This window comes from Dactylosporangium sp. NPDC006015 (genome assembly GCF_040614215.1).
In the GTDB taxonomy this organism is placed as follows: Bacteria; Actinomycetota; Actinomycetes; order Mycobacteriales; family Micromonosporaceae; genus Dactylosporangium; species Dactylosporangium maewongense.
The window spans coordinates 562618-575061 of the sequence record NZ_JBEXUD010000001.1; the positions used below are offsets into that span (position 1 = coordinate 562618).

Annotated in this window: 13 protein-coding genes; 3 read left to right on the plus strand and 10 right to left on the minus strand. The window is 71.3% G+C overall.

The genetic code is table 11. The features are described from left to right. The first annotated feature begins 214 nt into the window (after window positions 1–214). Both ABZ321_RS02550 and ABZ321_RS02555 read left to right on the plus strand, forming a co-directional pair. Complete coding sequence (locus ABZ321_RS02550; protein ID WP_354888774.1) at window positions 215–871, plus strand: CAP domain-containing protein; 657 nt, start codon at window positions 215–217, stop codon at window positions 869–871. 26 nt (window positions 872–897) lie between these two features. Beyond that, window positions 898–1662, plus strand: coding sequence for a spherulation-specific family 4 protein (locus tag ABZ321_RS02555; RefSeq protein ID WP_354888777.1), 765 nt, complete (start codon window positions 898–900; stop codon window positions 1660–1662). A 478-nt stretch (window positions 1663–2140) separates the two neighbouring features. Here the strand turns inward: ABZ321_RS02555 and mutM are convergent, their stop codons facing one another. The 9 genes from mutM to rsmD all read right to left on the minus strand — a co-directional run bounded on the left by mutM (window position 2141) and on the right by rsmD (window position 8533). Further along, entirely contained in the window at window positions 2141–3007 is an 867-nt protein-coding gene (gene mutM, locus ABZ321_RS02560) for a bifunctional DNA-formamidopyrimidine glycosylase/DNA-(apurinic or apyrimidinic site) lyase (protein WP_354888780.1), read from the minus strand. Between the two features lie 43 nt (window positions 3008–3050). Continuing rightward, window positions 3051–4208, minus strand: a complete 1158-nt coding sequence (locus ABZ321_RS02565; protein ID WP_354888783.1) for a mannosyltransferase family protein — start codon at window positions 4206–4208, stop codon at window positions 3051–3053. Beyond that, window positions 4201–4884, minus strand: coding sequence for a ribonuclease III (gene rnc, locus ABZ321_RS02570; RefSeq protein WP_354888991.1), 684 nt, complete (start codon window positions 4882–4884; stop codon window positions 4201–4203). The genes ABZ321_RS02565 and rnc overlap by 8 nt, the downstream gene beginning before the upstream one ends. A 50-nt stretch (window positions 4885–4934) precedes the next feature. After that, window positions 4935–5996: a phosphate acyltransferase PlsX gene (locus ABZ321_RS02575; RefSeq protein WP_354888786.1), complete on the minus strand. Its 1062-nt coding sequence runs from the start codon at window positions 5994–5996 to the stop codon at window positions 4935–4937. Window positions 5997–6009: 13 nt separating this feature from the next. Next, a complete protein-coding gene (rpmF, locus tag ABZ321_RS02580) occupies window positions 6010–6183 on the minus strand; it encodes a 50S ribosomal protein L32 (protein ID WP_033357807.1) in 174 nt (57 codons plus the stop codon). Window positions 6184–6188: 5 nt separating this feature from the next. Continuing rightward, window positions 6189–6752, minus strand: a complete 564-nt coding sequence (locus ABZ321_RS02585; RefSeq protein WP_344507990.1) for a DUF177 domain-containing protein — start codon at window positions 6750–6752, stop codon at window positions 6189–6191. A gap of 82 nt (window positions 6753–6834) precedes the next feature. Beyond that, on the minus strand, window positions 6835–7335 hold the full coding sequence (locus tag ABZ321_RS02590) for a hypothetical protein (protein WP_344507992.1): 501 nt from the start codon (window positions 7333–7335) through the stop codon (window positions 6835–6837). A gap of 88 nt (window positions 7336–7423) precedes the next feature. Beyond that, on the minus strand, window positions 7424–7909 hold the full coding sequence (gene coaD, locus ABZ321_RS02595; RefSeq protein WP_344507994.1) for a pantetheine-phosphate adenylyltransferase: 486 nt from the start codon (window positions 7907–7909) through the stop codon (window positions 7424–7426). 57 nt (window positions 7910–7966) lie between these two features. After that, complete coding sequence (gene rsmD / locus ABZ321_RS02600; protein WP_354888790.1) at window positions 7967–8533, minus strand: 16S rRNA (guanine(966)-N(2))-methyltransferase RsmD; 567 nt, start codon at window positions 8531–8533, stop codon at window positions 7967–7969. Between the two features lie 316 nt (window positions 8534–8849). Here rsmD and ABZ321_RS02605 point away from each other — a divergent pair, with 316 nt between their 5' ends. Next, on the plus strand, window positions 8850–9857 hold the full coding sequence (locus ABZ321_RS02605; protein ID WP_354888793.1) for a hypothetical protein: 1008 nt from the start codon (window positions 8850–8852) through the stop codon (window positions 9855–9857). A 384-nt stretch (window positions 9858–10241) separates the two neighbouring features. Here the strand turns inward: ABZ321_RS02605 and recG are convergent, their stop codons facing one another. Further along, window positions 10242–12440: an ATP-dependent DNA helicase RecG gene (recG, locus tag ABZ321_RS02610; protein ID WP_344508000.1), complete on the minus strand. Its 2199-nt coding sequence runs from the start codon at window positions 12438–12440 to the stop codon at window positions 10242–10244. Window positions 12441–12444 lie beyond the last annotated feature (4 nt).

Below are 12444 nucleotides of genomic sequence, written 5' to 3' on the forward strand. Positions count from 1 at the left end.
CCAAACGTCCTGGCCAGGGTGTTCTCACTCACCCGGGTGCGTGATCACACCCCTGAAGCCGATCGTGGCAGTGTGCCACCAGTTGCCCGCAAGCGCCACTGCAAAGTAGCGTCGTGTCGAAGAAATTCCGCCTCACCCGTTTCAGATCACTCGCTCCGCCTCACCCGCGTCCGGCGCTTCGCACTGCTCGGCCCCCACCTGAAGGAGATCCCCGATGACCGCGCCGCAGCCTGGCTTGCTGGCCCGGCTCGGACCCACCGGCATCGCCGCGGCCGTCACGGCCGTCCTGATCCTCTTCGGCATCGGCGCGATGATCGTGCCCGCGCTGACCGACGGCGGGAGCGAGCCCTCGGCCGCCGCCGCGGCCGCCCAGCCCGCGCCCCCCGCCCCCGCGGCGGACATCTCCTCACCCGAGGACGCCGCCACCAGCGCCGCCCCGACCTCCGCCGCCCCCACCTCGGCGAAGGCCACCCCGACCCTCAACGCCAGCTTCAACAGCGGCTACGAGGACCGGGTCGTGCAACTCGTCAACGGCGAGCGCCGCAAGGCCAGGTGTGAGGCGCTGCGGATGCACCCGCAGCTGCGTACCGCGGCCAGGGCACACAGCGCCGACATGTTCACCCACGACTTCAGCCGGTCACAGGGCAGCGACGGCAGCTCCCCGGCCGACCGCGCCCGCCAGGCCGGCTACAACGCCTTCGCCGGCGAGCTGGTCGCCAAGGGCGGCGACCCCGGTGACGTCGTCAAGGGCTGGCTGCGCGACAAGAGCGACCGCGAGATCCTGCTGGACTGTGCCACGAAGTCGATCGGCGTCGGCGCCGCCATGCGCGGCAAGACGCCCTACTGGACCGTGGACACCGGCCGTGCTTGAGGGGGCCCAGCATCGTTAGTCCGGTCGTGGACCGGGTTCCGACGCTCCTGCCACTGCGGGCGCATCCCCTCGCCCGGCCACACGCATGGGAGATCGTCGCGGGACACGGTTCCGCGTTCACCGTCGTCGTCGACGTGGCGGGCGGCCCCGGCAGCGGGCGCGACCCCGTGTACACGGCCGCCATGAGCAGGCTCGCCGCGGCCGGCGTCCGGCTGCTCGGCTACGTCGACGTCAACCTGTCCACCAGGCCGATCGAACAGATCCGCGCCGATGTGTACCGCTGGGCCGGCTACCCGGTCCGCGGCGTCTTCCTCGACAGGGTGCCGGTCAGCCCGCACTCGATCGGCCCTGTCGCCATCGCCGCCCGGTTCGCCCAGCGCGCCGACCTGCCCGACGTGGTCCTCAACCCGGGCGGCCCGCCCGACCAGACCTACCGCGACCTCGGCCTGCCCATCTGCGTCTTCGACGGCAGCTGGCGCGACTACCGCCGCTGGAACGGCGCCGGCGCCCTCCCCGGCGACGGCCACCTCGTCCACGCGGTGCCGCCGTGGGAGCTCGACGAGGCCGCCCGCCTGCAGGTCGCCCGCGGGGCCGGCTTCGGCATGGTGACCGACCTGGGCTCCCCGGACCCGTACTCCGACCTGCCCGCCTGGTGCGGCCAGGTCCCCGGCCTCGCCGACCTCAACCCGCCGACCCCTCTCCCCCGCCGCCCTCGCCCGCACCGCCTCACCAACACCGCCACTGCCACGACCGCCACCACCGCGGCCGCCAGAACAGGCCGCACGGGTTAGGCTACGCAGAGCGATAGTTCCATGATCAATTAGATCGCCCGATGTAAGGTGCAGTGAGAACTGCCAGGCACGGCACAGGCCTCCCCCGCTGCCTCTCCACCAGCGACCGGCCCCTCCCCGGCCTCGTCGACGGAATTGATCAAGCCCTTCGCGCGCCCGCGACCGCCGCCCACCCGCCGCGGCGCGCGGTAACCGCTGGTCGCCGTCCGACGCGGCACGGCAACCGACGAACGCGGTCAGGCCAGCGCCGCAACCCGGGCCGCCGGTTCCAGCCAGGGACCAAGATCTGACACGGGGTCAGCGGAGTGAACGCTGACGCGGGGTCAGCGGGGTGAGCGCTGCGTGGCGGCACGGAGGCGGGGCTGGCAGCGGGGCAGGAGAAGTCAGCGGGGTGAGCGCGGACGCGGGGTCAGCGCGGCGAGCGCTGCGTGGCGGCACGGGAGCGGGGGAAGTCAGCGGGGTGAGCGCTGACGCGGGGTCAGCGGGGTGAGCGCTGCGTGGCGGCACGGGGCCGGGGCTGGCAGCGGGGGCAGGAGAAGGACGAGCGGTTCATGAACGACTCGCGGCGGATCGGGGTGCCGCAGCGGGGGCAGGGCAGGCCCTCGCGGCCGTAGGCGTTGAGGGAGCGGTCGAAGTAGCCGCTCTCACCGTTGACGTTGACGTAGAGCGCGTCGAAGCTGGTGCCGCCCTGGACGATCGCCTCGTTGAGGACGTCGCGGACGTGGCCGAGCAGGCGGCGGACGGCGGGGCGGGAGATCTGGTCGGTCGGGCGGGCGCCGTGCAGCTTCGCGCGCCAGAGTGCCTCGTCGGCGTAGATGTTGCCGACGCCGGAGATCAGGGTCTGGTCGAGCAGTGCGCGCTTGACGTCGGTACGGCGGCGGCGCAGGTTCTCCACGAACGCCTCGTCGGAGAACGACGGGTCGACCGGGTCGAGCGCGATGTGAATGAGCTCCACGGGCAGCACCGCGCCGCCGGCGGAGACCGCGAGGCCGCCGAAGGTGCGCTGGTCGACGAAGCGCAGCTCGGGGCCGTCGTCGTCGAACGTGAACCGGACCCTCAGGTGCACCTCGGCGGGCGCCTCGACCGGCTGCATGAGCAGCTGGCCCGACATGCCGAGGTGGCCGACGAGCGCGTCCTCGTCGTCGAGCGGCAGCCAGAGGTACTTGCCGCGGCGCTGGACCGCGCCGACGCGGCGGCCGGCGAGGACGTCGGCGAAGTGGACGGCGCCGGGCAGGTGGCGGCGGATCGCGCGCGGGTGCAGCACCTCGACGGTGGCGATGCGCCGGCCGGAGACCCACTTGTCGAGGCCGCGGCGGACGGTCTCAACCTCGGGCAACTCGGGCATCAGACTCCAATGCGACGAAAACCCCAAAGGGCGACGAGAGGGATCAGATGGCGTAGTGCCAGACGGTGATCAGGTAGGACCCGTACCACAGCCCGAACGCCGCGCAGCCCGACAACACTAGCGCCGCCGTCCGCGGCTTCGCCCGTCCGAGTGCGATCGCCGGCGGGACCAGGATCACCAGCACGGGGACCAGCAGCCGCGGCTTCGAGTGGTAGTAGCCGCCCTGACCGAGGACCAGGACGAGCGCGATCAGGCCGTACACGAGCAGCGGCGGCCACACCCTCTGCGCCACCGCGATGGCGGCCAGCGCGACGACCCCGATGACCATCCAGGCGATGCTCACCTGGATCCAGCCCTCGCCGGTGCGCAACGCGTCGCGCACGAAGTTGAACGTGGACGTGCCGTAGTCGAACGTGGTGCCCCAGCCGGCGGTCTGGATGTCGAACCACGCGCCGAGGTCGCCGACCCGCATGCCGACCCACAGCAGGTAGCCGGGCACCCCCGCGAGCGCGACGGCAGCCGCGAGAATCGGATGCCAGATCGGCGGACCATCCGACGAATCCGATTTGTCCGACTTGTGGATTCGGGACACGGCCATCGCGGCGGCGACCGCCAGGCCGAGTGCGGCGGCGGCGCCGGTCGGCCGGGACAGTGCCGCACCGAGGCCGAAGAGGCCGGCGAAGAGCCAGTCGCCGCGGTGCGCGAACAGGAACATGCCGGCGACCATCGCGACGAACAGCGCTTCCGAGTACGCCATGGACAGCGCCATCGACATCGGCTGGGTGCAGAAGAGCGCGGTCAGGGCCACGCCGACCCGCTCGTCGTAGAGGCGGGTGCCCAGCGCGCACACGAGGATCGCGGCGAACGCGCCGGCGATCCACGCGACCGTGATCGCGGCGGTGCCGACCTCGAGGCCGGTCGCCAGGTGCACGATGCGGACCAGCATCGGGTAGCCGGGGAAGAACGCCAGGCCGTTGCCCGTGAGCTGGCCATCGGCGGTGTAGCTGTACCCGGTCGGGTACCCCTCCTCGGCGAGCCGGACGAAGTGCCCGCCGTCCCACGCGAGCAACCGGCTGCGGACCTCGCCGTTGTCGGCCATCCACCAGACCAGCAGCAGCTGGATAAGACGGCTCAGCGCGTACACCGCCAGCGGCAGAGCCCACAGGAACTGTGTCCTCGGCCGCCGCGCCACCTCAGTCACCGCGGTCATCGTCACCCTTCAGCGCCCCGGGGGGCTCCGGGGGCCGCGCCGACAGCTCCCGCCAGGCTGCCTCGGCGGCCCGCTGCTCAGCTTCCTTCTTGCTGCCGCCCTGCGCGCCGCCGTAGCGGCGCTTGGCGACGATCACCCAGGCGGTGAACCGCTTGGCGTGGTCGGGGCCCTCCTCGTCGATGCGGTACTCGGGGACGCCGAGGCCGCGACCGGCGGTGAGCTCCTGGAGGCTGGTCTTCCAGTCGAGACCGGCGCCGCGCAGCGCGGCCTCGGCCATCAGCTCGTCGAACAGCTTGTGGATCACCGTGGCGGCGGTGTCCAGGCCGTACTGGAGGTAGACCGCGCCGATGAGCGCCTCGAGCGTGTCGGCGAGGATGCTGGCCTTGTTGCGCCCGCCGGTCGCCTCCTCGCCCTTGCCGAGCAGCAGGAACGGCCCGATGCCCTCGGGGCCGAGCCGGCGGGCGACGTCGGCGAGGGCGCGCATGTTGACCACGCTCGCGCGCAGCTTCGCCAGCTGGCCCTCGGCGAGGTCGGGGTGGTTGTTGAACAGCGCGGTGGTGATCACCACGCCGAGCACGGCGTCGCCGAGGAACTCAAGCCGCTCGTTGGTGGGCAGGCCGCCGTTCTCGTAGGCGTACGAGCGGTGCGTCAGCGCCCTGCGGAGCATGTCGGGGTCGAACTCCACCTCGAAGGCGGACTCGAGTGGGGTCGGGTTTTTCACGAGCGCTCTCCCAATGCGTCACGGATGGTGAGGCCGCCGGCCGAGGAGAGTTCGGTCAGCAGTTCGTCGGCGAGCCCGGCGACCGCGGGGATGATCCGCTCGCGGTGCAGGCGCGCGGCGAGGGCGATGCCGGAGGCGATGTCGGGACCGTCGGCGGAGCCGTGGCAGACCACGACGGCGCCGGCGACGCCGAGCAGTGCGGCGCCTTTGCTAGCGGCCACCACATGTGGCGCTTCGACCGCTTCTGTGCGGTGTGCGGCGACTGTACTGACGGCCGTCGCACCTTCGATGCCCTTGAGCAGGATGTTGCCGGTGAAACCGTCGGTGACGATCACGTCGGCCGGGCCTCCGCGGGGCACGTCGTGGCCCTCGACGAGGCCGATGTAGCGCCCGCCGGCGGGCAGGACGGTGTCGGACAGCGCGACGGCGACGGCCCGGCGGAGCCGGTCGCCCTTGCCGGGCTCACTGCCGATGGACAGCAGCCCGACGCGCGGGTCGGTCACGCCGAGGGCCACCTTGGCGTAGACGGCGCCGAGGACCGCGTGCTGGACGAGCTCCAGCATCGTGCCGTCGATCGTCACGCCCACGTCGAGCAGCAGCACCGGGCCGTGCGGGGTGGGCACGTGCGCGGCGAGGCCGGGGCGTCGTACACCGCGGAGCCGCCCCAGCACGTGGGCCGACGCGGCGACGGCGGCGCCGCTGGATCCGGCGGAGACCATCGCGTCGGCGCGGCCGGCGTAGACGGCCTCCGCCGCGGCGCGCACGGTGGACTCCCGCCTGACGTGGCGCATCGGGGCGTCGCCCATGCCGACGGTGCGGTCGACCACGCTGACGCTGACGCGCTCGCGGTCATGGACCGCGAGCGCGCCGATGACCTCGTCGGCCGACTCGCGCGGCCCTACGAGGAGCAGATGCAGGTCTGGATCGGCGCTGCACGCGCGCAGAGCGCCGTCAACCACGACGGCGGGAGCACTGTCCCCGCCGAGGAGGTCGACGGCGATCCGCGCGGTGCCGGACGGGGGCTGCCCGCCGTGCGGCGACCTGTCGGATCGCGTCACCCGGATCCGGAAATCAGACCTCGATGACCTGACGGCCGTTGTACGTGCCGCAGACCGAGCACGCAGCGTGGGGCAGCTTCGGAGAGCGGCACTGCGGGCACGGCTGCGTCTGCACCGCGACGGCTTTCCACTGGCTCCGGCGCGACCGGGTGTTGCTGCGCGACATCTTCCGCTTGGGAACGGCCACGGGTCTTACTCCTCTGAGTGCTGGATCTGGGTCAGGGCGGCCCAGCGCGGGTCGAGCTGCCCGTGGCCGTGGCCGGCGGGCAACTCATCCAGCGGCACCCCGCAGTCGGGGCACAGCCCTGGGCAGTCTTCACGGCACACGGGATTGGCGGTCAGGGAGAGCACCACCGCGTCCCGCAGTGCCGGCTCCAGGTCGATCAGGTCGCCCTGCAGCCTTCCGACCTCGTCCTCGTCGGTCGTCTCGTCCGTGGTGCTGTGCTCATAGGCATAGAACTCTTGGATCGGGACTTCCAACGTGTCGCTGATCGGGCGCAGGCAGCGTCCGCACTCGCCCACCAGCGGGCCGGTGACGGTGCCGGAGACGAGAACGCCTTCTGACACCGACTCCATCCGCAGCTGGAGGTCGAGCTCGGCGCCCGCAGGCACGCCGATCAGCTCCAGACCGAGGTCCTCGGGTGCCGGCACTTGGCGCGACACCGCATGAAGAGCGCCCGGTCGTCGCGGCAGGTCTCTCGTCTCGAGGACCAGCGGCTTCCGGGGATCCAGCTGCGGGTGCGGTTGATGTGGCATCTTCAGACTCCGGCCAGGCAGGGCCGACGGACAAGGCTACCCGAGCGGCAGATCTCCCGTCGAATCGCCCCTGCCCGTCGGGTCAGAAAGGCAGCGGCCGGTCGTCGTCGCCGGACGGTGTGAAAGAGCCTATCTCGCGCAGCGCATGCATCTTGTCGCGGCCACGCTCGATCGAGGCGAGCGATCGGGTGAGGAACTGCTCGAAGTTGGCGAGGGCCGTGTCGACATAGTCGTCGACCTCGTCGCGGAGCCGCTGGGTCTCGGCCCGCGCCTCGTTGATCATGCGAGACGCCTCGTGCTCGGCGGAGACGACGATCTCGTTGATCGACACGAGCCGGTTGTGCTCCTGCTCCGCCTCGGTGATGATCCGCTCGGCCTCGCGGCGCCCCGCGTCGACGATCTTGTCCCGCTCGTCGAGCAGCGCGGTGGCACGCCGAAGCTCACCCGGCAGGTCGGCGCGCAGCTGGTCGAGCAGGTTGATCATCTCGGCGCGGTCGGCCACGAAGTTGCTCCGCGACATCGGTGCCGACCGTGCACCCTCGACCAGCGCGATGATCTGGTCGATGCTCTCGAGCGGATCCACTTGCGGTCACTCCCTGTCCCCACGGCAAACAACGACACCATCATGCGGCCCAAACCATGATGCCGCTCCATCGCCACACGGAAAGCTTTCAGTTTCCGGGTTTCGCGAGCCGCTCGCGCAGCCGGTTTGCCACAAGGTCGGGCACATGCGGCGAAACGTCGCCGCCCCATTTCGCGACCTCTTTGATGAGGCTCGACGAGACGAATGAGTACTTCGGGTTGGTCGGCATGAAGAGCGTCTCGATGGCGCCGAGCCCGTAGTTCATCTGGGCCATCTGCAGCTCGTAGTCGAAGTCGCCGGCGACCCGCACGCCCTTGACGATCGCGCTGACGTCGTTGGCCCGGCAGAAGTCGACCAGCAGCCCCTGGAAGACGTCGACCCGCACGTTCGTGTACGGCGCCGTCACCTCCGCGAGCATCTCCTGCCGCTCCTCGACCGTGAACAGCCCCGCCTTGCTCGTATTGATCAGCACGGCGACGACGACCTCATCGAACATCTTCGACGCGCGTCCGACGATGTCCAGATGTCCGTTGGTCACCGGATCGAACGAACCCGGACACACCGCGCGCCTCATTGCACCAGCCCAAGCCTCATGAGCGGGGACCGTACCAAAGCCGCCCGGCCGCCCGCTTCACGTGCCCGGCTCGCGTTCCGCATACCACAGCGTCGTCTCCCCGTAGCGCCGCTCGGCGCGCTGCCGCAGGCCCTCGGGCCAGCGCATCGGGGCGCCGCGGCTGCTGCGCTCGACCACCACGACGGCGCCGGCGGCGAGCCAGCGCGCGACCAGCGCGTCCAGGACCACACCCACCTTCTCGTCGGTCACGGCGTACGGCGGGTCGACGAACACCACGTCGTAGCGCTCGTCGGGCTCCTGCTGGAGCAGCCGCTCGACCTTGTCCGCGACCAGCTTCACGGTGCCGCCGACGCCGAGGGTGGCGATGTTGGCCCGCACGATCCTGGCGGCCTTGGCGTCACTCTCGGCCAGCAGCACGTGGGCGGCGCCGCGCGAGCACGCCTCGAACCCGACGGCACCGGATCCCGCGTACAGGTCGGCGAACCGGGACCCATCGAGGTCGACCATGGCCTCCAGGCTGCTGAAGAGGGCCTCCCGGACCCGGTCGGAGGTCGGCCGGGTCCCCTGTCCCGCGGGGACCGTCAGGCGCCGGCCGCCGAGCGCGCCGGCCACGATGCGTGTCACGCCGTCCAGCCTAGGCTCGCCGTCGACGTGACCCGCGCCACTCCCAATTCGGACTTTTCCGATTTTTCATTGTGTACTGCGATTCAATCCGGCATGACTACTCTGCGTGCTCGATTACGGAGAGTAGTGTGCCGTCCAGCAGGTCTTTTCAGCGTTGCGTAGCTGGTCTTACGCTGTTTGCAGTCGCGACAAACCGTCACGACTACCCATGAATTGGGGAGACGTAGATCCGGGCCGAGCGCAATCGGTCACCGCTTTGCGGCCCGGGGAGTCAGTGGTAAGACCGCCCCCAGACTTGCGATGTCGGGGGCACGTCTTGCGTAAGACCCTGCTCGTTTTCGGTAGCACGCTGCTGTTCGGCGGCGCCTTCGCCGACACCGCGTTCGCCTCGTCGGCCATCTCCGGCACGTCCTGCACCCCAGCGTCCTCGGCCACCTACCGGCACACGTTCGACGGCCCGGCCGGCACCGCGACGATCACCTCGACCGCTGCCCTGTGCTCCGGCGAACGGCAGGCCTTCACGCTCGTCTCCTACACCGCCCCGTCGAAGTCCTTCGGCAACCCGCAGTTCGTCTACGCCACCGACACCGCCGCAATCACCGCCACCACGCCGTCGATCACCCTCCGCGTCGACGTCCCCGGCTGCTACACCCAGGTCGACACCGTCTTCGGCACCAATGTGATCAACCCCATCGTCGACGGCGGCCCCCGCTACGGCACGACCAAGCTCGGCGACACCGCCGCTCCCGGCAGCCGCTCGGCGGGCGTGCGCGCCTGGTACAACGGCGGCACCACGACCTGCGCCCCCCAGCCGGCCGCGACCTTCACCGGCGACTGCGACGGCACCCTGACCGCCCACCTCGCCAACTCCCCCGCCGCCAACGTGGACGCCGTCTTCGACCTCCCCGGCGGCCTCGTCCGGGTCGCCCCGGGCACGACCCGCGACGTGCCGGTGGCCGCCAAGCAGGTGACGGTCCGCGACAACACGTTCAAGACGGTGACCGCCACCTGGACCGCCCCGTCCTCCTGCGACACCCCCACCACCTCCCCGTCCGCATCCCCGTCCGCCTCAACCCCGCAGACGAACAACCCGGTCGAGACCGTCACCGAGATCACCCCCACCAATGGCAACGGCAACGGCAACGGCAACGGCAACGGCAGCACCGTGACCCCGACCACGACCGCCCCCGCCACCTCGAGCAGCCTCCCGGTCACCGGCTCCAACGCCACCATCCTCGGCGGCGCCGCCATCTTCATGATCGCGTTCGGCGGCGGCCTGATCCTCCTCAGCCGCCGCCCCCACCGCGGCCGCCACGCCGCCTGACCCGCCCCACAAAACATCGATCAACACCCCGAAACACCCCATTACTTTCATTGACACTGCGCGATCCGCCCCCACTTTGAAGATCATTCTGTGGGTGGATCGCGCAGCGCCAATTTCCCAAAAGCCACAGATCCGGGCATTGACCAACGTCTACAGCCACCCGACCACGCAGATCCGACCGGCAGGTCCACGGCAGCTACTTGAGTCCAAGGACGGGACGATTGTGTGGATTCCCGCTGAAAAGGCAACAGCACCGGGTCGCCACCACGGACACCGAAGGCCCCCGCCGGCGTGGTCGGCTGGTGCGGCGCGGGCCGGCCGTCTGGGCGGCGCGGGCCGGGCTGGCCGATCACCCCCACTCCGGTGGGAGCCAGCAGAGGCGGGTCAGCCCTTCTCGAGGTACTCGGCGCGCTCCTCGTCGACGAGTTGGGTGACGGTGGCGGCGAGGCCGGGGTGGCGGGTCAGCTCGCGGTCGTCCTCCAGCAACTCGAACGCCTCGGCGCGGGCGTCGCCGATCAGTTCGGCGTCGCGGAGCAGGGACAGGAGCTTCAGGTGGGAGCGACGGCCGGACTGGGTGGCGCCCAGGACGTCGCCCTCGCGGCGTTGCTCGAGGTCGAGCTCGGCGAGCTTGAAGCCGTCGGTCGTGGAGGCCACCGCGTCCAGGCGGGTGCGGGCCGGGGTGCCCTCGACGGACTCGGTGACGAGGAGGCACAGGCCGGCGGCGCTGCCCCGGCCGACCCGGCCGCGGAGCTGGTGCAGCTGGGAGACGCCGAAGCGGTCCGCGTCGAGGATCATCATGACGGTCGAGTTGGGGACGTCGACGCCGACCTCGATGACCGTGGTGGCGACCAGCACGTCCAGGTCGCCGGCGGCGAACGAGCGCATGACCGCGTCCTTCTCGTCGGCGGGCAGGCGGCCGTGCAGGATGCCGATCCGCAGGCCGTGCAGCGGGCCCTCCGCCAGCTGCGGCGCGACGTCGAGCACGGCCAGCGGCGCCCGGCGGTCGTCGTCGCCGGGTGCGAGGGCCAGGTCCTCGCCGTCGGACTTGGCGTCGCCGATGCGGGGGCAGACGATGTACGCCTGGTGGCCGGCCGCCACCTCCTCGCGGATGCGGCGCCACGCCCGGTCCAGGAACGCGGGCTTGTCCGTGGCCGGCACGACGTGCGAGGCGATCGGGGAGCGGCCGTTGGGCAGCTGGCTGAGCACCGAGGTCTCCAGGTCGCCGAAGACCGTCATCGCCACGGTGCGCGGGATCGGCGTCGCCGTCATGACCAGCACGTGCGGCGGCTGGTCGGCCTTGGCGCGCAACGCGTCGCGCTGCTCGACGCCGAAGCGGTGCTGCTCGTCGACGACGATGAGGCCCAGGTCCTTGAACGCGACCCCCTCGTACAGCAGCGCGTGCGTGCCGACGATGATGCCCGCGGCGCCGGAGCCGATCTCCTCCAGGACCTTGCGCTTGGCGGCGGCGCCGAGCGAGCCGGTCAGCAGCGCGACCCGGGTCGCGTCGGGGGCGGCGTCGAGCTCGCCGGCGCGGGCCATGCCGCCGAGCAGGTTGATCACGTTGCGGTGGTGCTGGGCGGCGAGGACCTCGGTCGGGGCGAGCATCGCGGCCTGCCCGCCGGCGTCGACGACCTGCAGCATGGCCCGCAGGGCGCAGACGGTCTTGCCGGAGCCGACCTCACCCTGCAGGAGCCGGTGCATCGGGTGGGGGCGGGCCAGGTCGGCCGCGATCTCGTCGCCGACGTCACGCTGGCCGCGGGTCAGCTCATACGGCAACAACCCGTCGAACGTCGCCAGCAGCCCGTCCTCGCGCAGCGGCCGGGCCCGGGCGGGCCAGTCGGCGGCGCGGTGCTTGCGCTGCACCAGGGTCAGCTGGAGCGCGAACGCCTCGTCCCACTTCAGCCGCCGCCTGGCGAAGTGCAGCGACTCGCGGGACTCCGGCCGGTGGATCTCGCGGAGGGCCTTGTCGAGGGAGGAGAGCTTCCGCTTGGCGCGCACCGTCGCCGGCACGGGGTCCGGCGTGGGCGGCAGCACGTCCAGCACGGTGCGCACGGCGGCCGCGATCCGCCACGTCGGCACCTTCGCCGTCGCCGGATACACCGGGATGATCGCGCCCGCGAACTCCTCGACGCTCTCCTCCCCCTCGGCGCCGTCGAGCAGGATGTAGTCGGGCTGGTTGAGCTGCAGCTTGCTCTGGAACCGGCCGACCTTGCCGGAGAACAGCCCCCACCGCCCGGGCCGCAGCTGCGACTCCCGCCACGGCTGGTTGAAGAACGTCACGCTCAGCTCGCCGCCGCTGTCGTCGCCGACGACCACCTCCAGCAGCGACCCGCGCTTGCCCGCGGTCTTGCCCCGCTGCTGCACGAACGTCCGCGACGACACCCGCTTCACCTGCCCGAACACCGTGACCTCGGTGTCCATCTCCAGGGAGCGGATGTCGGTGTGCTCGCCGCGTTCCTCGTACCGCCGCGGGAAGTGATACACGAGGTCACCCACGGTGTGCAGGTTGAGGCTGTCGGCGAGCAGCTTCGCGCCGTTGCCGATCACCTTCTGCAGCGGCGTGGTCAGGTCGATCTCGGTCACCGGT

Excerpts from the sequence above, each read along its gene's own strand:
- ABZ321_RS02550 (WP_354888774.1), top strand. The coding sequence starts at position 215 with ATGACCGCGCCGCAGCCTGGCTTGCTGGCCCGGCTCGGACCCACCGGC.
- mutM (WP_354888780.1), bottom strand. The coding sequence starts at position 3,007 with ATGCCCGAGTTGCCCGAGGTTGAGACCGTCCGCCGCGGCCTCGACAAG.
- rnc (WP_354888991.1), bottom strand. The coding sequence starts at position 4,884 with ATGCTCCGCAGGGCGCTGACGCACCGCTCGTACGCCTACGAGAACGGC.
- ABZ321_RS02585 (WP_344507990.1), bottom strand. The coding sequence starts at position 6,752 with ATGCCACATCAACCGCACCCGCAGCTGGATCCCCGGAAGCCGCTGGTC.
- coaD (WP_344507994.1), bottom strand. The coding sequence starts at position 7,909 with ATGAGGCGCGCGGTGTGTCCGGGTTCGTTCGATCCGGTGACCAACGGA.